We start from the raw sequence: 25,690 nt of genomic DNA on the forward strand, positions 1-25,690 counted from the left end.
ATCTACGGCTTTCCGTCCCATCTGGCCGCGCGCATGTCCACGCGCGCGCCCCGCAGGGGGGTGCGTTCGGTCCCCCAGTTTTCCAGACAGCGCCGCTCGTGGCCCGGCGGGGGGGTGCCGTCGGCGTGCACCACGCGCCACCAGGGGACTCCCCCGCCCCAGGTGGACATCACCCTGCCGACCTGGCGCGGGCCACCCTCGCCCAGGTAGTCGGCGATGTCCCCGTACGACATGACCATGCCCGGCGGGATGCGCTCGACCAGGTCGAGCACCCGCTCGGCGTACGGGGTGGGGTGGCCTACCGGCTCCATACGGTCGGCCCGGCCGAGAGGATCTCGTCGAGCTTGCCGAACTCGTAGACCGCCGAGCCGTTCACCTGCTCGACCATCCCGTCCCGGATCCCGTAGGACTCGCCGTCCTCACCGACCAGCCGCGCGCCCAGGAGCGCGGATACGCGCGCGAGCTGGGCCACCTGCCAGTCCGACCCCGGGGTTCCGGACAGACGGCCGTTCCACGCCGCCACGGCATGGACCGTGTCGCCGTGGCGGGCCAGGACCTCCCCCGCCTCCTGCGTCCCCCTGAACTCGAACCCCGCCTGCCCCAGCACGCTCGCGAGTTCCGCGAACACGAGAGGCGCAGGGCGCTCCACACGCAACTCGTACCCCATGGTGCGCGACACTAGCGAACGCCGCCGACATTCCGGAGCGGGAATTCAGACATCCCGGCTACCGCATCCGAACGGTGTCCAAAACGCAGTCGAAACGACGTCGAACATCACTCACGCGCGCGGCCTTCGACGCCACCCGTTCCCCGCCCCCGCCGCCCCCGCCGTCCTGACCGCCCCAGGCGTCCCCGCCGTCCCGGTCGCCGTGTTCCTCGTCCTCCTCGTCCTCCTCGTCGCCCCCGCCCCCGCCGGTGCCGCCCCCGCCGCGCCCGGTCCGCTCCGGCCGGGACGCCTGAGCATCACCACGGCCCCGGCGAACGCCAGCACGCCGGCGCCGAGGCCCGTCCCGTACAGCCAGAGCCGCGCGGGCTCGGGACCGGGCCTGGCGGGCTCGGCGGGCGCGACGCCCTCGCCGAAGCGCATCCCCTCGGGGACAGGGAGCGGCACCCGGGCCGCGCCCGCCGTCAGCCGGCCCGCCTCGGCCAGGGCCGCGGCGGCGTTGACCACACCGAACCCGACATGGTCGTCATAGCCCGCCCGCGGGCGGGACGTGGCCGTGTCGGTGAGGGCCCGCGCCACCAATCGCGGGGTGATGTCGGGATATTTCGCTTTTATCAGAGCGGCGATCCCGGCCACCAGGGCGGTCGACGAGCTGGTCCCCTCCGAGGAGCCGTACCCCCCGCCGGGCAGGACCACCGGGACGCCGACCCCCGGCGCCGCGACCTGGATCGACAGGTTGTCGCTGCTGAACTCCGCCGGCCTGCCCAGCTCGTCCACCGCGCCCACGCCGATGACCCCGGAGTAGCCGGCCGGGAAGTTCCAGAAGGACGTGCCCTTCTCCAGGGCGTAGGGGGAGTCGCCGTCGTTGCCCACGGCCGCGACCAGCACCACCCCCTTGGAGAGCGCGTACGACACGGCCTCCCGCTCGCTCCGCTGCGGGCCGTAGGCGCCCAGCGACATGCTGACGACCTGGGCGCCGTGGTCGACGGCGTAGCGGATCGCGCGGGCCAGGGGACTGTCCTCCCCCGAGCGCAGGTCCTCGTCGCGCAGCGGGGAGCCGTCCTCCGGCCGCTCCTCGACGATCAACGGCAACGAGAGGATCCTGGACTCCGGGGCGATTCCCAGCAGGCCGTTCGCGCTCCCGTCCCCGGCGCCGTCGTCCCCGCCGCTCCCTGCGTCCCCGCCGCCGTCACCCCTGCCGCTCCCGGCGATGAGCGAGGCCATGGCCGTGCCGTGCCGCGCGTCGTCCGGCCGGTTCCGGTCGAACGCGACCGATCCCATGTCCGGGCCGGAGATCACGCGCCCCCGCAGCTCGGCGACCCGGTCGTCCACCCCGCTGTCCACCAGGGCCACGGTGACGCCCGCGCCCCGGGTGACCTTCCAGGCCTCCTCGGCGTCGAGCATCTCCAGCACCCAGCGCTGGTCCTCGCGCGCGTCCGCGGCACCGTCCGGCGGAGCGGCACCTCGCGGGGACGCGCCGGGCACGAGCGGCGCGCCCGGGACGGGAGGCGCGCCCGGGAGGGAAGGCGCGCCCGGGAGGGGAGGCGCACCGGCGACCGGGGATCCGGCCCACGCCGGGAGGGGGAACGCGACCGGCGCCGCGACCAGGACGAGGAGCACCGCCAGCACCGCCAGCACCGCCGGCACGGTCGGCGCGACCGGCGTTCCCGTGGCCCGGCGCCGGGGCGGCCTCAGCACACGTTCCCCTGGGTGCACTGGGGCACGGCGCTGGGCTCGTCCCCGAGGGCGCGGGCGATGCGCCCGGCGACCGCCTGGGCGGCGGGCCACAGCTCGCTGTGCAGGATCTCCTCGGGCGCGACCGCCTGGCGGGTACGGCCGTCGGCGTAGCCGGCGGTGGAGAAGACCAGGTAGGGGCCGACGCCCGTCCAGGCGTTCCGCTGGCGCTGGGCGGCTCCGAACAGCTCGCTCGCGGTGCCCGGGAAGGCCACCGGGCGCACCCCCACCCGGTCGTCCACCGCCAGTTGCGCCGAGGCGGCGATCCTCCGGTCCTCGTCGCCGAGCACGGCGATGCCCACGGTGAAGACGAACGTGGACGTCTGGTCGGCGTAGGTGGCGCGCAGCAGCGTGCGGCAGCCGTACTCGGTGAGCACCGAGCCGACCGGCGCGTCCGTGCCCGCCGCGCAGGAGACCTCGGGAGCCAGCCCGATCCTGTGGGCGTACTGCTGCACCCGGCCCAGGCCGATGTACTCCAGCTCGACGGGGAAGACCAGGTCCGCCGACCAGCTGTGCCAGCGGGCGGCGATGTCGTCCCTGATGTAGCGGTCCTGCTCGGCGGCGGTCAGCGGGCGCGATCTCGTCTCGCGCACCAGCCCGGCCGCGCCGGTCAGCATGTTGGTCACGGCGACCGCGAGGATCGTGCCGATCAGGAGCAGGAAGATCGTACGGAACCGGACGCCCTGCTCCAGGTCGGCCAGCTCGGCGCGCTGGAGGGCCGCGCGGTCACGACGTGCCGCGGGCCAGCTCCGCACCCGGGACCGCCTGGCCCCGGCGCCCGGCGTGCCCGGCCCGCCCGCTCGCCCGGCCCGGCCCGCCCCCGTGCCGCTCACCCGGGAACCGGACGGCGGCCAGCCGCCGCGAGCGCGGGGGGCGGTGCTTCCCTGGCGCCGCTCCGGCTCCTGGGACCGCCCTGGCTGCGACATACTCCGATGCTACGTCGCGGGGCCTCCCAGCCCTATCGGCGCCGGGTATTTTCACGGCTCGCGCCCCCGCCGGCCGCCCGCGCGTCCGGGCGGACCGCCCGGACGGGACCGAGGGTCGCCCGGGCCGCGCGGGGGTCACCCACGCGGCGGTACGGCGACCGGATCGCGCACCGGCCGGTCCAGGGCCCGGGGGGAGCGGGTGCGGCCCATGGAGACCGCGATCCCGGTCAGGGAGACGACCGCGCCGAGCCCCGCCGCCGCGGCGACCCCGCCGTACAGGGTGATCCTGCCCCGGTCTCGGTGGACGACGCGCACCGGCTCGGCCGGCGGGCCCAGCGGGCGGGCGGGATCGTGGCCACCGGCCCCCCTGGCGGTGAGGGTGTGCCCGGAGATCCGCCCCGCCGCGGCCAGGGCACGGCCGGCGTTGACCACACCGAAGCCCATGCCGGTGTCGTAGCCGCCGTCCGGCCGCCGGGTGACCCCCGCGGTGATGGCCTGCACGACCAGGCCGGGCGACATCTTCGGGTACTTGCTCTTGATGAGGGCGGCGACGCCGGAGACCAGCGCGGTGGCCTGCGAGGTGCCGCGCCCGACCCAGTACTCGTCGCCGGGACCGGCGCCGAGGATGTCCACCCCGGGCGCCGCCACCAGGACGGAGGGGTTCCGGTTGGAGAAGGAGGCCCGGCGCAGCCCCCGGTCGGCCGCCGCCACCGAGACCACCCCGGGGAAGGCCGCCGGGTAGGAGTAGGGGGTGTGGCCGTCGCCGGCGGGCTTCACGGCGCCCTCGTTGCCCGCCGCCGCGACGAGTACGACCCCCTTGGAGATCGCGTAACGGACCGCCGACCGCTCCTGGCGGGTCGCCAGGTCCTTGGAGATCGACATGTTGATCACGTCGGCGCCGTGGTCCACGGCGTACCGGATGCCCTTGGCCACCACGTTCTCGTAGCGCTGGGCGGTGTTGAACTCGTGGAAGCCCGGTTCCTCGTCCTCCAGGATGACCCGTACCGACAGCACCTTCGCCTCGGGCGCGACCCCGATCACCCCGTCGCTCCCGCCGGGTCCGTGACCGTGGCCGGCGATGAGCGACGCCATGTAGGTGCCGTGCAGCCGCAGGGGCCTGACCCACGACGGGTTGGCCCCCACCGTGAAGTCCTTGCCCTCGACGACCGAGCCGCTCAGGTCGCGGTGGGCGAGGTCCACGCCGGAGTCGAGCACGGCCACGGTGACGCCCCCGCCCCTGGAGGTCCGCCACGCGGCGGGCAGGCCGAGGGTCCGCAGGACCTGTCGCTGGCTGTCCCGGACGTCGTCGGCCCGCGCGACCGGCACCGGCGTCGCCGCCACCAGCGCGGTCAGGGCCACCAGGGTCAGGGCCACCAGGGTCAGCGCCAGCACCGCCGTGGGCCCCGCCGCCCCCGTCACCCCTGTGAGCACCGCCGGCCTCGCCGGCCTCGCCGGCGCCGGTGCCGCCGGCACCGGCGGTGCGGTCGGTGCGGCCGATGCCGTGGGCGTCCGGGCCGCGCTCAGCACCGCCACTCCGCGGAGCCGCAGTCGGGACGGGCGGGCGTGGACAGGCCCGCGAGGATGCGGTCGGCGATGTCACCGGTGAACGCGAAGAGGGTGGGACGCTGCTCGCCGACCGCCCTGGCGGGGCGGCCGTCGGTCTGCCCGGCCGTGGCCATCACCACGTACGGCCCGGCGTGGCGGACGACGCTCGCCTGGCGGCCGGCGGAGGTGAAACGGTCGGTGACGGTGCCGCGGAAGGCCAGGGCCCTCAGCCCGGGCGAGGGCCGTCCCCCTCCGGGCAGCGCCGCCTTCACCCGGGCGGCGCCGATCTCGTCGGTGAAGGCGGCCACGCCCACGGTGACGACGACGCCCTGCAGGGCGTCGATGTAGGTGGCGCGCAGGACGCCCAGGCAGCCCGCGCGCCGCAGCGTCCCGCGCAGCCCGGCGTCGACCGCGATGTCGCAGCGGATCTGCGGTGAGATGCCCACCCGGCGTGCCCGCTCCTCGCCCCCCTGCTCCGCGGCGTAGCGGACGGTCGCGGGGAAGATCCGTCCCGCCGGCCAGGCACGCCAGCGCCTGGCCACCTCGTCCAGGGCGGCCCGGTCGAGCTCGGCCTGGGTCGGGCCGCGGGTGAGCTCCGCCCCGGCGGCGCTGGCCGCCACTCCGGCCACGGCCGCGCAGAACAGCGTCAGCACGGACGCCACGAACAGCGCGGGCCATGAACGGCGTCGCTGACGTGGGACTTCGGTCACGCTCTCGACCTTAATGCGGCAAGCCTGATGTCATCCGCCGTTCCGTCCTGATCAGTCGGAACGAAAAGTACTTGACGGTTTGGAAAGTAGAAAGTACTTTCCAAACTAGAAAGAAAGCGAGGATCCCCGATGAGCATCTCCCCCGAGGACGCCGCCCGCACGCTGGCCGAGGTCCGCACCACCCAGGCGCGTGCCCTGCGCGCCGAACCCTGGTTCCCCGCCTGGTATCCCGTCGGCGTGGCCCTGTTCTGCACCGGGATCGTGTTCGTCTGCGAACCCGGCACCGACCCGGCGTTGACGATCGGCGGTGTCGTCGCGCTGACGATCGCCCTGGTGGGGCTGGTGCTGAAGCTGGCCCTCACCGCTCGGATGCGCGCCCACCGGAGTCTCCTGGAGCCGGCGGGGCTGGTGGGGTTCGTGCTCTGGGTGATGGTGAGCATGGGCGTGGCGTTCGCCGTCACCTTCCCGCTGGAGGCCGCCGGGGTCGCCTACTCCGGCACCTACGGATGCCTGACGATGACGGGGTTCATGGCCGCCACCGGGCCGTTCGTCGGGCGCTGGATATCGGGCCGGCTCGCGGCCAGGATCGAGAGGACCGGAGAGGATCGGTGAGCGAACTCGACCCCGTCATCCACGCGCCCGCCAGGTTGCGGATCGTCTCGCTGCTGGCCGCCGCGGAGGAGGCGGAGTTCGGGTTCGTCCGCGACCAGGTGGGAGTGAGCGACTCGGTGCTGTCCAAGCACGCCGCCGCCCTGGAGGCGGCCGGCTACGTCGACGTCCGCAAGGGGTACGTGGGCAAGCGCCCGCGTACCTGGCTCAAGCTCTCGGCCACGGGCCGGCGGGCCTATCGGGCGCACGTCACCGCCCTCCAGGAGATCGTCGCGAGCTCGGGGCTCACCCTCACCCCGGAATGATCCCGACCGGCGCGCGAAGCGCCCCGCCGGACGATCGCCGGCGGGGCGCTCGGGCACGGATCGGCCGGTGCCGCCTAGTAGGCCGGCAGGCTCGGGTCGACCGTCTTGATCCAGCTCAGCACGCCGCCGCCGACGTGGACGGCGTCGGAGAAGCCGGCGTTCTTGACGATCGCCAGCACCTCGGCGGAGCGGGCGCCGGACTTGCAGTGCAGGACGATCTTCTTGTCCTGCGGGAGCCCCTCCAGGGCGGAGCCGTTGAGGAACTCGCCCTTGGGGATGAGCACGGCGCCCGGGATGGACACGATCTCGTACTCGTTGGGCTCGCGGACGTCGATCACGTAGACGTTCTCGCCCCGGTCCTGCATGGACTTGAGGTCGGCCGCGGTGATCGTGGAGCCGGAGGCGGCCTCCTGGGCCTCCTCGGAGACCGCGCCGCAGAACGCCTCGTAGTCCTCCAGCAGGCCGGTGACCGTGGGGTTCTTGCCGCAGAGCACGCACTCGGGGTCCTTGCGGACCTTGACCGAGCGGTAGTTCATCTCCAGGGCGTCGTAGATCATCAGCCGGCCGACCAGCGGCTCGCCGATGCCCGCGAGGAGCTTGATGGCCTCGTTGACCTGGATGGAACCGATCGACGCGCACAGCACGCCGAGCACGCCGCCCTCGGCGCAGGAGGGGACCATGCCGGGCGGCGGGGGCTCGGGGTAGAGGCAGCGGTAGCAGGGGCCGTGCTCGGCCCAGAACACGCTGGCCTGCCCGTCGAAGCGGTAGATCGACCCCCAGACGTACGGCTTGCCGAGCAGGACGGCCGCGTCGTTGACCATGTAGCGGGTGGCGAAGTTGTCGGTGCCGTCCACGATCAGGTCGTAGCCGGAGAAGATCTCCATCACGTTGTCGGTGGTGAGCGCCTCGTTGTGGACGACCACGTCGACCAGCGGATTGATCTCCTTGACGCTGTCGGCGGCGCTCTCGGCCTTGGGCCGGCCCACGTCGGACTGCCCGTGGATCACCTGCCGCTGCAGGTTGGACTCGTCGACCACGTCGAAGTCGATCACACCGAGCGTGCCCACGCCCGCGGCGGCGAGATAGAGCAGGGCGGGTGAACCCAGGCCGCCGGCGCCCACACAGAGCACCTTGGCGTTCTTCAAGCGCTTCTGCCCGGCCATGCCCACGTCGGGAATGATCAGGTGGCGCGAGTAGCGGCGCACCTCGTCGACGGTCAGCTCGGCGGCCGGCTCTACCAGCGGTGGCAACGACACAGTTCTGCTCCCGTTTCAGGGGGTCTCGGCGATTGCGGCTAGCACAGCACGCTCCCTGCACAAACCAAGGCGGCGCCCGGGTCATTCCCCGACCGGCGCGAGGAGCGCCTCGCGGATCAGGAGACGGGCCTCGCGGGCCACGCGTTCGGGCAGTTCCATCTGTGCGACGTGCCCGGCGTCGGGCAGCAGCACCAGCCGTACCCGGGGGAAGGTCCGCCCGGCGCGGGCCGCCATCCGGGGGTTGACGAGCCGGTCGTGGCGGCCGTGGATCACCAGCGTGGGGGCGTCCACCGTGGCGGCCTGCCGCCACAGGTTCGCCTCGCCGCGCCGGAAGTACTCGGCGACGATGCCGCGCGCCGAGTTGATCAGCGCCGCCCCCGAGTACGGCAGCCCGTCCCTGCGGCGCAGTTCCTCGGCCGCCTCCCGCAGGCGGTCGGGGTGGATCCGCCCGACGTCGGCGTAGCACATGGCCATGGTGGCGCCGAGCCTGCGCTCGGCGGGCAGCATGGTCAGCCGGTCCGCGGCCCACTCGCCGAGGCGGGGCACCGTGGACAGCGCCACCCGCGCCGGCCCGTACCGGGGAAGGAGGTCGGGCATGGCCGGTGAGATCAGGGTGAGCGAGCGGACCAGTTCGGGGCGGGTGGCGGCGACCCGGACCGAGACGGCCCCGCCCAGGGAGTTGCCGAACAGGTGGACCGGCCCGGTGGCGACCCGTTCGATCAGCGCGGTGACGATCCGGGCGTGGGCGTCGACGGAGTAGTCGCCGTCCGGGGGCTCGGGAGAGTACCCGGCGCCGGGCAGGTCGACGGCGTGGCCGGTCACCAGGCCGGAGAGCTCGCCCATCAGATCGGTCCAGTTGGTCGCGGAACCCGCCAGCCCGTGGACGTAGACGGCGGTCTCCGCGGCGTCTCGCGGCGTGGACCGCACGTGGACCCGCTGGATGCCGAGATCGACCATCTCCCCCGGCCAGTGGGGGATCGGGGTACGCGCCACTGCTCCTCCTCCTCGTCCGCCTCCCTCCACGATAGTTCGGCGTGAGGGCTGCCAGAAGCCCGCCTCCCAGGCGAACGAAAGCCGCATATCCCTCCTTGTCCCTCATGTCTTTTATTGAGCGTTTTATAAGTATAAATCATATCAATCAACCGGGCGGGCTCCCCGGGGGCCATGGGCGGCCCCCGGGATCGACCCGTGACGCGCCTCAGAATAAATGCGACATTAAAGACATTTCACGATAAAAGTAGTGTTCATTATCTAAGGCTGACAACAAACGACCAAACAAAGGGCAAAAGCCCCCGATATTCGTTTGTCAGTAGAGATGCGAGGAAACCATGACAAGCAGGGATGGCTCATCACTGGCCATCTCCGGCATTTGCTGGCTTTTGCCAGAAAATGCCGAGAATCGGGTAACCGAACCTTTCAAGGGGGAAACGCAATGCCCAAGTTCAAGAGTGTCATCGCAGGGCTCGCGATCAGCACGGCGCTGACCGGTGGAGTCGTCGGTATGGGCGCAGCGACCACCGTCACGTCCGCCGGCGCCACGGCCACCACGGTGACCGCCGCCGCCTTCCCGACCTCCGGCTGCGGCTGGGGCCACCGTCGTCACTGCTGCGGCGACCGGTACCGTCACCACCACAAGCGCTTCAAGCTGATCATCAACAACAACAACGACAACAACAACGACCTGGAGAACCGTACCGACCGCGTCGTGCCGCTCGTCACCGGCGGCGTCGTCGCACCGGTCCAGTAGTCACCGGATCGCGCTCACGTCCTGATCCGGCGTGACGTGACCTCGGAATGTCGTTACACTCACGGGGATTCGCGGCCTTTCGCGATTCCGGAACCGTGACGGAGGGACAGGGGTTCCGCATCCGGCCAGATCGTTCTTCCTCCGTGAAGAAGCGACCCGGACGGTGAAAGCGGGAATCGGGAGACGGTTTCCCGGAATCCTGCCTCTCGACACAGTGCGAGTTCTCATTTCTCACGAACACGGGCGGGGGCAGCGCGGTTCTCGGACCGCGGTGTCCCCGCCCCGTGCCGTTCCCGGACGCTCCTCCCACCCGCCGTCCCGGACCGCCCTCCCCGCCCCCGCCCCCGTCCCCGCGCCCCCGGACGCCCTCCCCCGCCCGCGTGACGGTCGTGAGCGCCCGTGAGGTCGCCCGGTCCCCCGGAGCGCCCGGAACGGCCGAGGCCGCGGGTGCCGTCCTCGGCGAGCCGGTGCCGCGCCTACCCGGGTGTCCGCCGTCGCAGGTCGTACGCTGGGCGGTGTCCGACGTTTGCGGGAACCGGGACGGGAGAGGGAACGTGCCGAAGCCCGGATGACGACAGGGGATCTCAGACATGGACGCGCACGGCGAGACCCAGCGTGACGGGACGGCCGACCACCGCCCCGAGGACCTCCCGGTCGAGACGCCCGAGGCCGACGCCGCCGAACAGCGGCGCTCGGCACGCGAAGGCGGCTCCACCTCGCTCCCCTCCTCGGCCGAGGGGGAGGCCGACCCCTCCGACGTCGTGGAGCAGAGCCGCGCCCCGCGCGAGGACGACCCGGAATGGCCCGAGGTCATCCCCCTGGAGGCCGACCCGGCCGACGCCTTCGAGCAGCGGCGCACGGTCGAACTCGACGAGGACGACTATCGCTGACGCCTTTTACCCACGCGTAGGATGACCCCAGACGCCAGGAGCATCACCCGAGGAGACCCACGTGACCGCTACCCCGGACGCCAAGCCCCGGGGCACCCGGCTGCCCCGGACGGCCCGCCGCCGCCAGTTGCTCAGCGCGGCGCAGGAGGTCTTCGTGGAGAACGGGTACCACGCGGCCGCGATGGACGAGATCGCCGAGCGGGCCGGGGTCAGCAAGCCGGTCCTGTACCAGCACTTCCCGGGCAAGCAGGAGCTCTACCTGGCCCTGCTCGACCTGCACGTGGACGACATGATCGCCCGCTGCCGTGACGCGCTCGCCTCGACCACGGACAACAAGCAGCGCGTCCAGGCCGCGATCGGCGCCTTCTTCGACTTCGTCTCCAGCCAGGGCGAGGCGTTCCGGCTGGTGTTCGAGTCCGACCTGCGCAACGTGGCCCCGGTCCGCCAGCGGATGGAGCGCAACCTCCGCGAGAGCGCCGAAATGATCAGCCAGGTGATCCAGGAGGACACCGGCTGCTCCAGCGACGAGGCGCGCCTGCTGGGCGTCGGGCTCGTCGGCATGGCCGAGGTCAGCGCCCGCTACTGGATCACCAGCAACGGCTCGATCCCCAAGGACGCGGCCACCCAGCTGATCGCCCGCCTGTCGTGGCGCGGCATCTCCGGTTTCCCCCGCACCGTCGCCGACCACTGAGCTCGACGGTCCCGGGACCGGCCCTCCCCTCCTCGCGCCGTCCGCTCGGCGCGATCCGCTGTTCGCTTGACGCGATCAGACGGCGCGCCGGATCCCCGATGGGGCGACCATGGGACGAGCAACCCTCATCGAAAGGGAGCAGGATGGAAATCAAGATCGGCGTGCGTTCCGTGCACCGTGAACTCGTGGTGGAGACCGACCTCACGGCCGAGCAGGTCGAGAGCGAGCTGAGCTCGGCGTTCGCGGCCGACAACGGCGTCTTCACCATCACCGACGTCAACGGCCGCAAGGTCATCGTTCCCGTCGCCTCACTCGGCTTCGTCGAGATCGGTGAGGAGGAGGCGCGTCCCGTCGGCTTCGGCGGCACGCTCTGACGGATCCCGGGCTCGCGCCAGGTCGTCGCCCCTCACCGGCGTGGCGCGGTCCGCGGATCCGGCACGGGCACGCCCACCGGATCACCGGATCCGGCACGGGCACACCCGGCGGATCACCGCCACCGGCCGCTCAGGTGCCCGGACAGTCGTCCCGCTCGCCGAACCCGCAGCCGCGCGGACGCCGGACGCGGATCAGGTGCTCCCGGCCGAAGGCCGGGCATCCGGCGCCTCCCCTGCGCAACACCGGACGCGAGGTCCAGCGGTTCGGCCCACATCTCGTCAAGGAACTGCCATAGCGGCGCGAGGCCCTCATGCCTGGCACGCTACAGCCGTTCACGGCCCCACGCGCCCCGATCCGCGGACCGGCCCCGCCGACACCCCCTCCACGGAGCCCGCCCGAGGCGCGTCCCGTCCCCGCGCGGCCGCATGCCGGGCTCCCCGGGAACGGGCGGGCGCCTCACGGCCCCGGCGTCAGGCCCAGGGCGGTCATCCGGTTGCCGTGCTCCTCGGTCAGCCGGGTGAAGATCCGGCCGATGTCCTCCCCGCCCGCCTCGGTCAGCAGCGCCGCCAGCTCCGGCCTGGCCTCGGCCACGTTCCGGCCCTGGCTCAGCGTCTCCCCGACCAGCCGCCTGGCCCACAGCGCCAGCCGCCCGCTCAGCGTGGGGTCCTCCTCGATCGCCGCGCTCACCCGTTCGACCGCGAACTGCGAGCGCCCCTCGTCCGCGAGGACCTCGTCGACGAGGCTCCGCGTCGCCTCCCCCAGGCCGGTGGCCGCCTCCCGGTAGAAGTCGAGCGCGATCCCGGTGCCCACGTAGGCCTTGACCAGGGCCTCCAGCCAGTCCCCCGGGACGGTCCTGGCGTGCCAGGCGTCCAGCGGGCCGACGAACGGCGCCATCGCCTCCTCGGGATCCACCCCGAGGGAGGCGATCCGGTCGCGGAGCAGCTCGAAGTGGGCGTACTCGGCCGCCGCGAGGCCGCCGAGGGCGGCCCGGTCCGTCAGCGAGGGGGCGTGGCGGGTGGCGTCCTCGGCGAGTCTGAGGAAGGCTGTGAGCTCGGCGTAGGCGAGGACACCGAGCAGGTCGGCGACGCCTGGAGGGGAATCACTCATGGGAGGCAGCCTACGAGCTCTCCGACCTCGCGATTCACCGGGAACACGAAGAAATCGGTTCTCCGTTGTGGTATCGAGTACACTGCTCTGTGAAAGTGCGACCGCACCGTGTTAATCCGGGATATCCACTCCCGTACGCCCCCAAAAGTCGGCGTGACGCCGCAGCGGTCGCTGATGACATGAGAGGGCTGGACCTTCCGCGAGGACCCGGCACGGGGAACACGTTTTCTGCCCGTGGTCCCGGCGGGTCTGCCTTCAACGGAGAATGAGGCAGGCCAAGCTGACGACGTTCCGAGACCTCGGAGTCACCCCAGAGATCGCCGATGCCCTTGAGACCGAGGGCATCATCGCGCCGTTCCCGATCCAGGAAATGGCACTCCCCCTGGCCCTCAACGGCCAGGACATCATCGGCCAGGCGCGGACCGGCACCGGCAAGACCTACGCCTTCGGCGTGGCCATGCTGCAGCGTGTCGGCAAGCCCAGGAAGAACCGCAAGAAGCCCCGCGGGCTGGTCGTCGTACCGACCCGCGAGCTCGCCGTCCAGGTCACCGAGGACCTCGTGACGGCGGCCGGCAAGCTCGGCTCGCGGATCCTCACCGTCTACGGCGGGCGCGCCTACGAACCCCAGATCGAGGCGCTCAAGCAGGGCGTCGACGTCATCGTCGGCACCCCGGGCCGCCTGCTCGACCTGGTCAAGCAGAAGCACCTCGACCTCAGCCAGATCGGGACCCTCGTCCTGGACGAGGCCGACCGCATGCTCGACCTGGGCTTCCTGCCCGACATCGAGCGGATCATCAAGCTGATCCCGGCGGAGCGGCAGACGATGCTGTTCTCCGCGACCCTGCCGGGCGAGATCGTCGCCCTGTCCCGGCGTTATCTCACCCGCCCCACGCACGTGCGGGCCGAGAACAACGACGTCGAGGCCGAGGCGACCCCGCAGACGACCCAGTTCGTCTGGCGCACGCACCGGATGGACAAGATCGAGATCGTCGGCCGCCTGCTGCAGTGCGAGGGCCGCGGGCTGACGATGATCTTCTGTGAGACCAAGCGCGCCTGCGACATGGTCGTCGAGCAGCTCAAGGAGCGCGGCTTCGCCGCCGCGGCCGTCCACGGCGACCTGGGACAGGGCCAGCGCGAGCAGGCCCTGCGGGCCTTCCGCAACGGCAAGATCGACGTTCTGGTCGCGACGGACGTCGCCGCGCGCGGCATCGACGTCGACGACGTCACCCACGTCGTCAACTACGACTGCCCGCAGGACGAGAAGGCCTACGTCCACCGGATCGGCCGCACCGGCCGGGCCGGCAAGACGGGCATCGCGGTGACCTTCGTCGAGTGGGAGGACCTGACCCGCTGGAAGGTCATCAACAACGCGCTCTCGCTGCCCTTCCCCGAGCCGGTCGAGACCTACTCGACCTCCCCGCACGTCTTCAGCGACCTGAACATCCCCGCGGGCACCAAGGGCGTGCTGCCGCGCGCCAACCGGTCCCGCGCGGGTCTGGCCGCCGAGGAGGTCGAGGATCTCGGCGAGACCGGGCGGATCCGCTCCCGCTCCCCCCGCAAGGGACGCGAGGACGACTCCCGCAGGGGGCACGACGACTCCCGCAGGGGCCGCGACGGCGAGCGTGAGGAGCGCCGTGAGCGCCCCGCGCGCACGTCCCGCGAGCGCCGGCGCACCCGTGGCGGCCGGACCGGCGAGGAGACCTCCGCGCCGATCACGGCCGGGGAGCCCCAGGCGGTCCAGGACGTCCCGGTGGCCCGGGAGACGCAGGAGGTCCCGGCGGTCCGGGACGTCCTGCCTCCCGTCACCGAGACCGTCGAGATCGTCGAGACGGCGGAGATCGCCGAGGTGGAGACGGACGTGGCAGTGCGCAAGGACATCCGTGACGACCGGCACGCGGAGCTCGCCGAGCCCACGGAGCCCCCGGAGCCCGCGCCCCGCCGGGGCCGGGCCCGCAAGGCCGGCCTGAACCCGGAGGTGAGCCTCGTCGGCACGCCCGAGGAACAGGCCCGTCCCGAGCCCGCCGAGGGCGAGGCGGTCACCCGCCGGCGCCGCGGCAGGCGCGAGCAGGCGGCCGAGGTGGTCCAGACGCCCCAGGCGCCCCAGGCCCCCTCGTGGGCCGAGGAGCCGGTGACGGATATCGGAGAGGACGACGACACCATGGCCGAGCGCTGGGACGACGAAACCGTGGCGGAGGCCCCCGCGCCCCGGCCGCAGCCCGAGAAGATCATTCCCCCGAGCCCGTTCTCGGTGATCTTCAAGTCGCCGGACCTGGCCTCGGAGGACGACGAGATCGCCCCCTCGGCGGCCTCCGAGCGCGTGCAGAGCCGCCGCAGGCCGCCGGTACGCGGCGGCCAGCAGCGGGGACCGCGCCGCCCGAGCTAGCGGTCTCGGTGTCAAAAAGGGGCGCGACCGTTCCGGTGGCGCCCCTTTTCGCGCTCCAGGACGCACGGAGCGATGTCAACAAGAGAGGTATCGTGGGGCCACGTGAGTACGCCGCGTTTTCTGACCCTGCCTCCAGGCGTCCGCTCTCGTCGGATCGAGACGGCCGTGGGCGCCTTCGCCGCGCTGGAGGCCATACCCGTCAGCGGCATTCCCGAGCGTCGGCCCGCGCTGCTGGTCCCCGGCCTGACGGGCAGCAAGGAGGACTTCATCGCGGTCCTGCAGACGCTCGCCCAGTCGGGCCGTCAGGTCGTCGCGATCGACATGAGGGGTCAGTTCGAGACCGGCGGCCCTGACGACCGGTCCGCCTACACCTGTGCCGCGCTCGGCAACGACATCGACGTACTCGCCCACGTGATCGGCCACGGCGCCCCCGTCCACCTGGTCGGCCACTCCTTCGGCGGCCTGGTCACCCGGGAGGCGGTCATCGACGGCCGTACCCGCTTCGCCTCCTACACGCTGATGAGCTCCGGGCCCGCCGCGATCGTCGGGCCCCGCGCGCGGGCGGGCCGCTTCATGATCTCCGAGTTGCCCGAGCAGGGCCTGGAGCACATGTGGCACACCCGGATGGAGCCCGAGGCGATGGCGGCCGGCGTGTCGGACGAGATCGTCGCCTTCCTGCGCAAGCGGCTGTTCGCCAACTCCGTCACCGGCATGTTCGCGATGACCGAGGAGGTGCTCTCCGCGGTGGACCGCTGCGACGAGCTCACCGAGGTCGAGGTCCCCACCCTGGTCCTGTACGGGGAGCACGACGACGGCTGGCCGCCGCACCTGCAGGCGGAGATGGCTCACCGCCTCGACGCCGACTGCGTGGTCGTCCCCGGGGCGGCCCACTCCCCCGCGGTGGAGGCCCCGGAGACCACGGCGGCGGCGCTCATCCGCTTCTGGAACGCCGCCGAGAACCCGCTGAGGAGCTGACCGCTCCCACCCGGGGGTCTCCCGCCCACCGCCCGTAGGGCGCGATCAGTCCGCCCCGCCCCGTCCTGTGTTCCGGTCCTTTCGGGCCCGACCGGTCCTCGGGTGCCGGGCGGGCGTTCCGGTCCTTCCCGGCGGCGGGACCGTGCTCAGTCCGCCAGCGCGGCCCACGGCTCGCGGCCCTCGCCCGCCGCCTGCCCCTCGGGGCAGTGCCGGCGGAAGTCGCACCACGAACAGAGCGGCCCGGTACGGGGCGGGAAGGCCGCGTCGATCTCCGGCGGCACGTCGGGCGGGGTCCGGTCGGTGCCCGCGGCCCGTGCGGCGGTCCTCCCCGCGCCGGTCCGCCCGGCGGCGGGGCGGGCCTCGGCGGCCCAGGCCCGGTAGCGGTCGTCGGCCCGCGACGCCTCCGCGGCGATCTCCTCGGCACGGCCGAGGTGACGGGCCAGGGACTCGTCGCTGTGCTCCCACTCCACGATCGAGGCGGTCGGCAGGTGGTGCAGCTCGACCCGGTGGCAGGGCCGGTGCAGCATCCGCGAGGAGGCGATGGCGTAGACCGCCAGGGCCAGCGAGGAGCGGGCGTCGTCGGTGCCGAGCGGGCGGCGGCCGGTCTTGTAGTCGACCACGACCAGCTCCTCGCCCCGGCGGTCGAGCCGGTCGATCCTGCCGGAGAGCGCCAGCGTCGAGGTGCGCGTGGCCACCGTGCGCTCGACGCCGACCGGTTCGGCGGAGGGGTCCAGGCTCGCCACGTACCCGGAGACCATCTCCCGGGCCCGGTCCCGCCAGGTGGCCGACTGCTCGGCGTCGCGGAACCCCTCGGTGATCCACCCCCGGGCGAGCAGCAGCCCGGCGACCTCGGGCGTGCGCCGCTCCGGCGGCTCCCGCCACCAGGCCGCCAGGGCGTTGTGCACGCTGGCGCCCACGCTGTTGTGCGCCCAGGGAGGACCCTTCTGCGGCGCCGGCCGGTCCATGTAGGTGAACCGGTAGCGCCGGGGGCAGTCGAGCCAGTTGTTCAGCCGCGACGGCGTGCAGGAGTACAACCGCCGCGGCATGCCCTCCAGGGGAAGCTGGTCCATCGAGGACTATTCGTCCCGCAGGTTCAGCCGGATCCCCGCCGCGCGCGTGCCGTCGGTCAGCGGCCCCTCCTCCTCGGGGGCTTCGGCGCCGCGGGTCAGCGAGCCGGAGAGCCAGGCGTCGAACTGGGGCTCCAGGTCGCCGATGGTGCTCTCCTCGCCGTGCGCGGGCAGCACCCGGGTGCGGTGGGGAAGGGTGAACAACCGCCCGCCGATGGCGGTGAGCTGGTCGGCCAGGGCGGGATACTCACCGCCGATCCGCCCGGGACCGTCGGCCTGGAGGGTCTTGCCGGTGAAGACCGCGTCCAGTCCTTCGCAGTAGAGCGAGACACCGCCCTGGGAGATGCCCGGGGTGGACATGACCTCCAGCTGGACGCCGGCGACCTCGAACAGGCCGTCGTCCTCCATGTCGATGTCCGGCCAGGTGTCGGGCCAGGTCAGCCGCCAGTGCGGCCGGTCCTTGGGATGAAGGGCGATCACCGCCTCGTCCCTGGCCGCCACCTCGATGGCCGCGCCGACGTGGTCGGGCAGGCCGTGGGTGCAGATGACCGCCAGCACCTCACGCTCCCCGACCTTCTCCAGGATCTTCTCCGCGTCGCGCGCGGGGTCGATGACGATGGCGTCCTCGTCGTCGCCCAGGATCCACGTGTTGTTCTCGACCTTGTGCTCGACGCCGTCGACATCGACGACGCCCTCGGTCACCACTCGCTCGATACGCGCTGTCACGCTTCCGAACTTTACTGCCTGATCCCGCCCTGCGGTCCGGAGCGGCGTCGCCGATAGGCGCGCTGCTGGCAGCCTCGGGAGCAGTACGCGCGCGGGCGTCCGGTCCCGCTCCGGTCCACGGTCGCGCCGCACACCACGCACGAGGCGATTTCATCACGTCTTTCATCACGTTGGCGGACCAGCACCTCGATGCCGTCCAGCACTCTCCGCAGGCCGAACTCGAAGGGGTCCTCGGGCTCGTCGTAGCCGCCCGCCTCCCACACGGCGGTCAGCGTGGGGTAGCGGGACAGCTCCGCGAACAGGGACTCCCTGGCCCCCCACCAGTCCTGCTCGGAGACCTCCGTGCGCCGTTCGATCCTGGCGACCTCCGCCTCCCTGAGGGCCTCGCCCTCCACGAAACGGCCGACGAGCCCCACCACGGCGACCATCTCGGCGGGCGAGAGGCCGGTCCCCGCCACGGTGGCGAGCGCGTGCTCGAAGCCCGCGACGGAGTTCGGGCCGGGAACGTAGCGGGTGCCGTGCACCCCGGCCAGCCAGGGGTGGCGGTGGCACAGCGCCCGGTAGCGCCGCGCCCACGCCTCCAGGGCCTCGCGCCACCCGCCCGGACCCGCCGAACCACCCGAACCACCCGGGTCGCCCGGGTCGCCCGGGCGGCTCCGCCCGGCCGGCGACTCCGTCTCGGCCCCGGCCCCGGTCACGGTCACGGTCCCGGCCCCGGTCACGGTCCCGGTCACGGTCTCGCCCAGCACCGCGTCGCACATCAGGTCGACGAGCTGCGTCTTGCCCCGGACGTGCCGGTAGAGCGACATGCCGGTGAAGCCGAGCCGCTCACCGACCCGCCGCATGGACAGCGCCTCGATCCCCTCGGCGTCGGCGATCTCGACGGCGGCGCGCACGATCGCGCCGATGCTCAGCCCCTGCCTGGACGTGGCGTCCCACGGCTCCCGCCACAGCAGCTCGACGGTCCGGTCCGGATCCTCCTGGGCGGTCACCGTCCCCCTCCCTTGACGCTCCGCTCCTTCACCTGTTTATAGTGTATAAATTTGTTTACACCATAAACAAGGAGTCCTTCTTGTACGAACTCTACGTGTCCCCCTCCGGCGACGACGCCTGGCCCGGCACCCCCGGGCGGCCGCTGGCGACCCTCGCCCGCGCCCGAGACCTCGCCCGAGACCTGGCGCGCGGCCTCGTCCGCGCCCCGGCGTCTGAATCGGCGTCCGAATCGGCGCCTGATCCGGCCCGGGACCCGGGCCCTGACCCGGCACGAGACCCGGGCCCTGACCCGGCACGAGACCCGGCGCGTGGCGCGCCCGTCGTCGTCCACCTGCTTCCGGGCGTCCACCGGCTCACCGAGACCTTCGAGCTCACCGAGGCCGACTCCGGCGTGACCTACCGGGGCGGGGACGGTGGCGAGACCGTCGTCAGCGGCGGCAGGCGGATCACCGGCTGGCACGAGCGGGACGGGATCTGGCTGGCCGAGGTCGGCGACCTGGAGACGCGCGGGCTGCACGTCGGCGGCCGCAGGGCCGGACGGGCCGCGATCGACGGCCTCCCCGGGAACGCCGTCAGGACCGCCACGGGGTACGTCACCGACAGCGCGGAGCCGCTGGGCTGGGGCAACCCCGCCGACGTGGAGTTCGTCCTGCGCGGCGTCTACCCGTGGACCGAGGCCCGCCTGGGCGTCGCGGCCGTCGAGGCCGACGGGGACTCGACCGTCGTGACCATGGCCCGGCCCGCCTTCGGCTGGGCCGTCGAGCTCTACAACTCGGTGGTGCCGTGGGAGGGCGGGGGCGAGTCCTACGGGCCGGGCCTGCCGACCCGGGTGGAGAACGGCAGGGGTTTCCTGACCGAGCCGGGCACCTTCGTGCTGGACACCTCCCGGCCAGGACGGCACGTACTGCGCTACCGGCCCCGCCCCGGCGAGGAGCCCGGGCGGACCGAGGCCGTCGCGTCCGTCCTGGAGACCCTGGTGAGGGTCGCGGGCGCGCGCGACGTCGCCTTCGAGGGCGTCACCTTCGCCGACGCCACCTGGCTGCGGCCGAACCGTCCCGAGGGCTTCCTGCACTACCACGGCACCGGCTACTACGACGGGGGCCCGATCGAGAAGGTGTCGTTCGGCGAGGGGGCGTGGGTGACGGTGCCGGCGGACGCCTCGACGATCCCCGCCAACGTCGTGTTCGAGGACGCCGTACGGGCCACGGTCGAGGGGTGCCGCTTCACCCGGCTGGGCGCGACGGCGCTGCGGTTCTCCGGCGGCGCGGACGTCCTGGTCCGGGGCAACGTGTTCGAGGGCGTCTGCGGCGGCGGGCTCACCGTCACCGGGACCCGGGGGGCCGGGATCGAGAACAACCTGGTCCGCGACATAGGGCTGGAGTACTCCGGATCGCCCGGTGTCGCGGTGTCCGGGGGCGAGGAGTGCACGATCGCCCGCAACCAGGTGAACGACGTCCCGCACTGCGGCATCGTGGTCGGTCCCGGCCGGAGCACCCGCGTCCTGCGCAACCTCGTCTTCGACACGCTCAAGGTGCTGGCCGACGGCGGCGGGATCTACCTGTCCGGCCCGCAGGGTGGCTCCCACGAAGACGGCGCGGTGATCCGCGGCAACGTCGTGCGGGACACGCTCACGCCGTACAACTTCGCCCTCTACACCGACTACGGCGCCGCCTGGGTCACCGTCGAGGGCAACGCCGTCCAGCGCGCCGACAACACCGCCGTCCTGCACGTCTCGCCGCCGCTGGAGAACGTCGTCCTGCGCGGCAACATCTGGGACGCCGCCCCCGTGGGCTGGGAGGACCCCCCGCCGGGCGTGACCGTGGAGGGCGACGTGATAGCCGCCGACGAGGCTGACTTCGCCTCCCGCGCGGCCGGTGTCGTCGCCCTGGCGGGCCTGGAGGCCGGTTACGCCCACCTGAGGGACGGGCGGGCGGCCTCCTGACCGCAGGGGAACCGGCTCCTAGCGGTTCGGGAGGCCGAGGGCCGTCAGGCGCGGGGAGAACGCCCCGAAGGGGAGGTCGAGGGTCTGGTCGCGGTCACGCAGGTCGCGCAGGGACAGCTCGGCCAGGGTGATCAGGTAGCCCGCCTCGACCGGCCACACGATCGCCCAGAGCCAGTTCCCCAGTGCCTCGCCCGCGTAGACGGCCCGGTCGGGGGCGCCCGGGACGCACCACATGGCGGTCGGGTGCCCCTTGACGTCGATCTTGGCGTGCGGCGGGCCCGTGTCGAATCCGGTTCCCGGATCGGTGCCCTCCAGTCCGGCGAGCGCCGCGCCGAGCCCCACGCCGGGCTCCTCGGCGACGATCAGCAGGTCGGCGGGCCCGTGGGTCAGCGAGGGGCCGGAGAGCGCGACCACGGTCGCCCGCGCGCCGTCGTGCTCGCCGCCCACGTCGGCGAACCCCGTGACCAGCCAGCCGGCGGGCAGCGGCCAGGGGAGCCAGACGGGGACGTGGGCGGTGCGGGTGACGACCTCCACCGAGGCCGAGGAGGGCGCTCTCGGCGGCTGGAGCGGGAGGACGTCGCCGTGCGGACCGCAGCTCCAGGAACTCGACCAGGCGCCCGGCGGACGGAGCGGACCGAAACACCGTGGGCATGTAGGGGCGGCTTTCACGCCTACCCACGCTGCTTCTTCCGGAGCCCGCCGTCAAGAGGCTTACTCGTTATCACACTGTAATATTTTTCAGGTGCGCGTGAACTGTGTCGGGGCGATCGTCCTCGACGACTCCGGGCGGTTGCTCCTGGTCCTGCGCGGCCGTCCCCCGGGCGAGGGCCTGTGGTCGATTCCCGGCGGCCGGGTCGAGCCCGGGGAGTCCGACCACGAGGCGGTCGCCAGGGAGGTCCTGGAGGAGACCGGGCTGACCGTCGCGCCGGGGCCCCTCGCCGGGACCGTCGACCGTCCCGCGCCCGGCGGGGCCGTGTACGAGATCCGTGACTACCTGGCCGTCGTCACCGGCGGCACGCTGGCCGCCGGCGACGACGCCGTGGACGCCCGCTGGGTCACCCCCGCCGGCCTCGCCGCGCTCCCCGTCGTCCCCGGCCTGGTGGACACGCTGACCGGCTGGGGCGTCATCGCGCCGAGGTGAGCGTGGAGCGCCACAGGATGAGGTGGTCGGCGCTGTAGGTGGTGGAACGGCCCAGGGCCAGCACCCGGTCCCCGGAGACCGCGACCGCGCCGAGCCACTGGGCCCCGTCGCCGTCGAGGCCGTCCCCGCCGCCCCGGCCCGGGGTGTGCCGCTGCCAGGTCAGACCGTCCTCGGAGATCCAGGCCACGCTGTCGCCGGAACCGGGGACCCCCTGCCAGCCGACGGCGATCACACCGTCCGGCGTCGCGGCGAGGTCGTGGACCGCGGACGCCTGGTCGGCGGGGAGCCAGGAGAACTCCCAGCTCATGCCGTTGTCGGTGGAGACGGCGCCGAACGCCCGGACGCCGTCGTCGGTCCTGGCGGTACCGCCGACGACGACGTACCCGCCGAACAGCACCACGTGCCGCAGGCCTGCCGAGGACGCCCCGGGGGGCATGACCGGCTTGCGCGCGTTCCAGGTGACCCCGTCGGCCGACACCCAGACCACGCCGGTCTCACGCTCGGCCGTACCGGTGCCGCCGACGGCCACGTACCCCGACGAGGTCGCGGAGACGTCGTGGAGCCGCACCCCCGTGCCGCCCGCGGGGAGCTTGGCCGCCCTGGTGTAGCGCTTGAGGTCGGGGGAGAACCACAGGACGGGCACGGTCGCGGACGGGCCGCGGTCCTCGCCCGCCATGACGTAGCCGGACGCCCCCGCCGCCACCGCGTGCGGGGCGAGGAAGTCGTGGTCTCCCACGGGGGCCAGCGACTCCAGCACCGGCACCCTGCGCCAGCTCTCGCCGTCGGACGAGGTGAGCAGCAACGGCTCGGTGGAGGAGGCGTCGGTCATCGTGCTGCCCACGGCCAGCCATCCCCGCTCGCCGTGCGCGACGTCGGCGAGCGCCTGCCGCCGCGGCCCGCCCAGCAGCCGTGCCGGACCGCCCGACGTCCAGTCCTCGCGACCGGCCCCGATGCTCCAGATCCCGGCGTCGCCGGAGACCGAACCCACCGCGACGAACCTGCCGTCCCCGGTGGCGACCCTGGCCGTCTCCCTGGCGGCCCGGGTCAGGCCCGCGATCCCGTCCAGGGTGACCGGCCGCGGCTCGCCGCCCCTGGGGGCGGTGATGAGGACCACCCGGTTGTCCACGTCTGCGGCGCGCTCGTCGCCTCCGACGACGAGCGTGCCCGCGTCGGACAGGGCCAGGGCCCGCAGCGAGCCCGGCACCTCGCCCAGGTCGGTGGTCCTGCGCCAGTCGCGGCCGTCGGAGCTGGTGTGGACGGTGTAGCGCTCGAAACCCGACTCGACGACCGCGGCCACCCCGGCCGAGGAGGAGGCCAGGCGCTTGACGCCCGAGCCGTCGGGACCCAGGCCGGTGATGGCGCCGCAGGTCTTCCAGTCGGCGCCGTCGGGCGAGCAGTGGACGCGCACCTCGCCCCTGTCGTCGCGTTGCTGGGTCGGGACGAGCACGAACCCGTCACCGGCCACGGCCAGCGCGCCCGGCTCGGGAACGACGCCGTCGAGGGCGGCACCGGTCCGCTGCCACTTCCTGCCCCCGTCGGTCGAGCGCAGGACGACCGAGGTGGACTGCCCCTGGGCGGGATCGGCCAGCGCGACGACGGCGTCCCCGGCGGCGACCACCGCCTTGATGCCACGGACCTTGTCCGGCATGCCGATCTCCCGGGTCTCCACCCGGTCCCAGGCTCGCCCGTCCGGGGAGACCCACGCGACGGCCCCGGTGCCGCCGTTCTCCAGCACCGCCGCGCCGACCGCGACGAAACCGGAGGCGGTCCTGGTCAAGTCCATGATCTTGTCGCCGCGCGAGAAGGCGCCCAGCTCCGCCTGGTCGACGACGGTCCACTCCTCGCCGTCGGGGCTGGTCCACAGGCCGTGTCCGGCACCGAGGGGGTCGTTGCCCGCGGCCAGCCAGCGGCCGTCGCCGCCCGCCACCCGGCCCACCGTGGTCGGGCCGGCGACCTGTCCCGCCGGGCCGGTCACCTTGCCGAGCCGCCAGGTCGCGCCGGAGTCGGAGGAGACCAGGAACAGCGGCCGGGGAACCGGGCTGGTGGTGTCGCTGCCGACCGCGACGATGACGGACCCCACCGCGCTCACCGCGTTGAGCACCTGGTTGGAGCCGTTGCCGCCGACACCGGCCTGCGGCACGAAGTCGTCGTCGCCCATGCCCACCTCGTCGCCGACGAGCTGGAGGCCGGTGGCGAACGGGCTGCTCACCCAGCCCCAGTAGACCAGGCCGCCGCCGACGGCGACGGCGAGGACCATGACCATCAGGAACGGGAGCAGCAGGCCTCTGCCACGCCTGCGCCTGGTCGGGCTGGAGCGCCTGACCGCCGAGGGCGCGGCGGCCGGACGGTGGTGCCGCCCGCCGTTGGGGCCGCGCCTGCCCGGCGGGCCCTGCGCGACGAGCAGGTCGGGCCTCGCGGGCCTGCCTCCCGGCGGGCTGCCCACCCTGCGTACCGGCTCGAAGTCGTCCTCGACGGGCGCCTCGGGCCACCGCGGCTCGGGGGCGGACGCGGCGGCCCGCTCCGGGGCGACCGGCGGTTCCCGGTCGGGCGCGACGGGCCGCTCAGACACGGGTTCGGACGCCGGGATGACGGGCCACTCCCGCGTGGGCCCGGAGGCCGCGGGGGCGGGGCGCTCCGGCTCCGCGGCGGGCGCGACGGGCCACTCGGGCTCCGGCGCGGGTTCGGGAGTGGCCGGGATGCTCGGCCCCACCCTGATCCCCTGCCTCGGCGGGAAGGACGGCGGTGGTTCCTCGGGCGGGGTCTGCGGCCGTGCCCCGCCGTCCCGCTCGCGGGGCGGGCCCGAGGCCACCAGCAGGTCGGGACGCTCCGCCCGCCTCCTGCCCCCGCGCTCGGGCGGGGGTCCCGAGGCGACCAGCAGGTCGGGGCGGTTCACCAGGCGAGGACGGCCACCCTCGGGTACGGCGTGGCGGCCGGGCCCCGCCGGCCGGGCGTCCCCGTCCGGGGGTCCGGCCGCGGGAGAACCCTGGGCGGGGGGTCCTGGGACCGGGGACGCGGGGGTCGGGGAAGCGGAGTCCCGAGACGCGGAGGCCGGGGACGCGGGGGTCGGGGGCGCGGAGGCCGGGGACGCGGGGGTCGGAGCTCCGGGCTCCGGACTCCGGGAGCCCGCAGGGGCGGGCGGGGGCGGGAACACCGGTGGAGCGGCGGGGGGCGGTCCGGGGGCGGACGGCCCGGCGGGGCCGGGAGCCGGGGCGTAGGGCCTGCTGTACGGGCGGCGGCGCTCGCCGCCCAGCCCCTCGGGACGGGCGCGGGGCGGCTCGTCGTCGTCCGGGGTCGGTGCCGAGAACGGCGGAAGCATCCACGGGGAGGCCAGCGGCACCCCTCGCGGGTCCTCGCCGGAGGGACCCGGCGGAGAGTGCTGGATCGTGGGCGGGGACCCGTGAGGGTCGGCGTCCGGGGCGCGACCGTCACCGTCGCGGGCGCCGCCGTGAGGGCCGTCACCGTAAGTGCCGTCAGCGTGGGCGCCGTCACCGTGAGTGCCGCCACCGTGCACGCCACCGTCGTCCGACGGCCACTCTCGCGAGCGCGGGTCGTGGGAACCCGAGGCCACGCTCAGCACCTCCTCGTAGGAAGCCCGTTCCGGACCGGGGTCACCACCCCGGATCGTTCCAGTCATCTCCGCGCGGGTAGGCCGCAACCCCTATGGATGCGGCGAATCGCACGCGACCCTACTCCTACCCCGTTCCCTGTAAACGATCACCTCTCGCGACCCGTCGCCCATGACGGATCGCCCACAGTCCAGAGCAACACGTCCGGGCCGCGATGACGAGACCTCTCTAGTGAGATTTATCGAGCAGTTGTCGTTATTGCGGGGTTTTGTCCACATAATTTTGTGATCATCGACCCCCGGGGCGGTGCGAGCCCCACCGGTCCCCACCGGCCCTCG

Annotated in this window: 23 protein-coding genes and 1 pseudogene; 10 read left to right on the forward strand and 14 right to left on the reverse strand. The window is 73.5% G+C overall.

Annotated features, from left to right (window positions below; all coding sequences use genetic code 11):
• Positions 1-2: 2 nt before the first annotated feature.
• From AB0G16_RS12155 to AB0G16_RS12180, 6 genes are all read right to left on the reverse strand, one after another.
• Positions 3-311: an MGMT family protein gene (locus AB0G16_RS12155; RefSeq protein WP_362802813.1), complete on the reverse strand. Its 309-nt coding sequence runs from the start codon at positions 309-311 to the stop codon at positions 3-5.
• Complete coding sequence (locus AB0G16_RS12160; protein ID WP_362802816.1) at positions 299-649, reverse strand: hypothetical protein; 351 nt, start codon at positions 647-649, stop codon at positions 299-301. The genes AB0G16_RS12155 and AB0G16_RS12160 overlap by 13 nt, the downstream gene beginning before the upstream one ends.
• Positions 650-778: 129 nt before the next feature.
• A complete protein-coding gene (locus AB0G16_RS12165; RefSeq protein ID WP_362802819.1) occupies positions 779-2,362 on the reverse strand; it encodes a S8 family serine peptidase in 1,584 nt (527 codons plus the stop codon).
• Complete coding sequence (locus AB0G16_RS12170; protein ID WP_362802822.1) at positions 2,356-3,324, reverse strand: hypothetical protein; 969 nt, start codon at positions 3,322-3,324, stop codon at positions 2,356-2,358. The genes AB0G16_RS12165 and AB0G16_RS12170 overlap by 7 nt, the downstream gene beginning before the upstream one ends.
• Before the next feature lie 135 nt (positions 3,325-3,459).
• Complete coding sequence (locus AB0G16_RS12175) at positions 3,460-4,755, reverse strand: S8 family serine peptidase (protein ID WP_362802825.1); 1,296 nt, start codon at positions 4,753-4,755, stop codon at positions 3,460-3,462.
• 89 nt (positions 4,756-4,844) lie between these two features.
• The gene (locus tag AB0G16_RS12180; protein WP_362802828.1) at positions 4,845-5,579 is read right to left on the reverse strand and encodes a hypothetical protein; all 735 of its coding nucleotides are present in this window, start codon (positions 5,577-5,579) and stop codon (positions 4,845-4,847) included.
• Between the two features lie 129 nt (positions 5,580-5,708).
• Here AB0G16_RS12180 and AB0G16_RS12185 point away from each other — a divergent pair, with 129 nt between their 5' ends.
• Positions 5,709-6,191, forward strand: coding sequence for a hypothetical protein (locus tag AB0G16_RS12185; RefSeq protein ID WP_362802831.1), 483 nt, complete (start codon positions 5,709-5,711; stop codon positions 6,189-6,191).
• The gene (locus AB0G16_RS12190) at positions 6,188-6,493 is read left to right on the forward strand and encodes a transcriptional regulator (protein ID WP_362802833.1); all 306 of its coding nucleotides are present in this window, start codon (positions 6,188-6,190) and stop codon (positions 6,491-6,493) included. Before AB0G16_RS12185 ends, AB0G16_RS12190 begins: the two co-directional genes overlap by 4 nt.
• Positions 6,494-6,567: 74 nt before the next feature.
• Here AB0G16_RS12190 and moeZ read toward each other — a convergent pair whose 3' ends face one another.
• Positions 6,568-7,749, reverse strand: a complete 1,182-nt coding sequence (gene moeZ / locus AB0G16_RS12195; protein WP_362802836.1) for an adenylyltransferase/sulfurtransferase MoeZ — start codon at positions 7,747-7,749, stop codon at positions 6,568-6,570.
• 81 nt (positions 7,750-7,830) lie between these two features.
• On the reverse strand, positions 7,831-8,742 hold the full coding sequence (locus AB0G16_RS12200) for an alpha/beta hydrolase (RefSeq protein WP_362802838.1): 912 nt from the start codon (positions 8,740-8,742) through the stop codon (positions 7,831-7,833).
• A gap of 439 nt (positions 8,743-9,181) precedes the next feature.
• Here AB0G16_RS12200 and AB0G16_RS12205 point away from each other — a divergent pair, with 439 nt between their 5' ends.
• From AB0G16_RS12205 to AB0G16_RS12220, 4 genes are all read left to right on the forward strand, one after another.
• Entirely contained in the window at positions 9,182-9,496 is a 315-nt protein-coding gene (locus AB0G16_RS12205; RefSeq protein WP_362802841.1) for a hypothetical protein, read from the forward strand.
• Between the two features lie 590 nt (positions 9,497-10,086).
• The gene (locus tag AB0G16_RS12210; RefSeq protein WP_362802844.1) at positions 10,087-10,386 is read left to right on the forward strand and encodes a hypothetical protein; all 300 of its coding nucleotides are present in this window, start codon (positions 10,087-10,089) and stop codon (positions 10,384-10,386) included.
• A gap of 61 nt (positions 10,387-10,447) precedes the next feature.
• Entirely contained in the window at positions 10,448-11,077 is a 630-nt protein-coding gene (locus tag AB0G16_RS12215) for a TetR/AcrR family transcriptional regulator (RefSeq protein ID WP_362802846.1), read from the forward strand.
• Between the two features lie 143 nt (positions 11,078-11,220).
• The gene (locus AB0G16_RS12220; RefSeq protein ID WP_362802849.1) at positions 11,221-11,451 is read left to right on the forward strand and encodes a DUF3107 domain-containing protein; all 231 of its coding nucleotides are present in this window, start codon (positions 11,221-11,223) and stop codon (positions 11,449-11,451) included.
• A gap of 457 nt (positions 11,452-11,908) precedes the next feature.
• On the opposite strand, the gene AB0G16_RS12225 is transcribed toward AB0G16_RS12220, so the two are convergent.
• On the reverse strand, positions 11,909-12,559 hold the full coding sequence (locus AB0G16_RS12225) for a ferritin-like fold-containing protein (RefSeq protein WP_362802852.1): 651 nt from the start codon (positions 12,557-12,559) through the stop codon (positions 11,909-11,911).
• A 265-nt stretch (positions 12,560-12,824) separates the two neighbouring features.
• On the opposite strand from AB0G16_RS12225, the pseudogene AB0G16_RS12230 reads away from it, so the two are divergent.
• Together AB0G16_RS12230 and AB0G16_RS12235 are read left to right on the forward strand one after the other, a co-directional pair.
• Positions 12,825-14,264 (forward strand): annotated as a pseudogene (locus AB0G16_RS12230) (DEAD/DEAH box helicase); the annotation flags it as partial.
• Positions 14,265-15,044: 780 nt separating this feature from the next.
• Complete coding sequence (locus tag AB0G16_RS12235; RefSeq protein WP_362802854.1) at positions 15,045-15,917, forward strand: alpha/beta hydrolase; 873 nt, start codon at positions 15,045-15,047, stop codon at positions 15,915-15,917.
• Between the two features lie 146 nt (positions 15,918-16,063).
• On the opposite strand, the gene AB0G16_RS12240 is transcribed toward AB0G16_RS12235, so the two are convergent.
• From AB0G16_RS12240 to AB0G16_RS12250, 3 genes are read right to left on the reverse strand one after another with little or no spacing between them, the layout of a single operon-like run.
• On the reverse strand, positions 16,064-16,987 hold the full coding sequence (locus AB0G16_RS12240; protein ID WP_362802857.1) for a PD-(D/E)XK nuclease family protein: 924 nt from the start codon (positions 16,985-16,987) through the stop codon (positions 16,064-16,066).
• 6 nt (positions 16,988-16,993) lie between these two features.
• Positions 16,994-17,710, reverse strand: a complete 717-nt coding sequence (locus tag AB0G16_RS12245) for an MBL fold metallo-hydrolase (RefSeq protein ID WP_362802859.1) — start codon at positions 17,708-17,710, stop codon at positions 16,994-16,996.
• Between the two features lie 11 nt (positions 17,711-17,721).
• Positions 17,722-18,702 carry a TetR/AcrR family transcriptional regulator gene (locus AB0G16_RS12250; RefSeq protein ID WP_362802862.1) on the reverse strand — a complete coding sequence of 327 codons (981 nt, stop codon included), beginning with the start codon at positions 18,700-18,702 and terminating at the stop codon, positions 17,722-17,724.
• An 80-nt stretch (positions 18,703-18,782) separates the two neighbouring features.
• Here AB0G16_RS12250 and AB0G16_RS12255 point away from each other — a divergent pair, with 80 nt between their 5' ends.
• A complete protein-coding gene (locus tag AB0G16_RS12255; RefSeq protein WP_362802865.1) occupies positions 18,783-20,645 on the forward strand; it encodes a right-handed parallel beta-helix repeat-containing protein in 1,863 nt (620 codons plus the stop codon).
• An 18-nt stretch (positions 20,646-20,663) separates the two neighbouring features.
• Here AB0G16_RS12255 and AB0G16_RS12260 read toward each other — a convergent pair whose 3' ends face one another.
• Entirely contained in the window at positions 20,664-21,314 is a 651-nt protein-coding gene (locus AB0G16_RS12260) for a DUF6758 family protein (RefSeq protein WP_362802868.1), read from the reverse strand.
• 73 nt (positions 21,315-21,387) lie between these two features.
• On the opposite strand from AB0G16_RS12260, the gene AB0G16_RS12265 reads away from it, so the two are divergent.
• Positions 21,388-21,786 (forward strand): NUDIX domain-containing protein, encoded by a 399-nt coding sequence (locus AB0G16_RS12265; protein WP_362802871.1) that lies wholly within the window; start codon positions 21,388-21,390, stop codon positions 21,784-21,786.
• Here the strand turns inward: AB0G16_RS12265 and AB0G16_RS12270 are convergent.
• Positions 21,770-24,679, reverse strand: coding sequence for a hypothetical protein (locus AB0G16_RS12270; RefSeq protein WP_362802874.1), 2,910 nt, complete (start codon positions 24,677-24,679; stop codon positions 21,770-21,772). The genes AB0G16_RS12265 and AB0G16_RS12270 overlap by 17 nt on opposite strands.
• Positions 24,680-25,690 lie beyond the last annotated feature (1,011 nt).

The organism is Streptosporangium sp. NPDC023615, assembly GCF_040640155.1.
In the GTDB taxonomy this organism is placed as follows: domain Bacteria; phylum Actinomycetota; class Actinomycetes; order Streptosporangiales; family Streptosporangiaceae; genus Streptosporangium.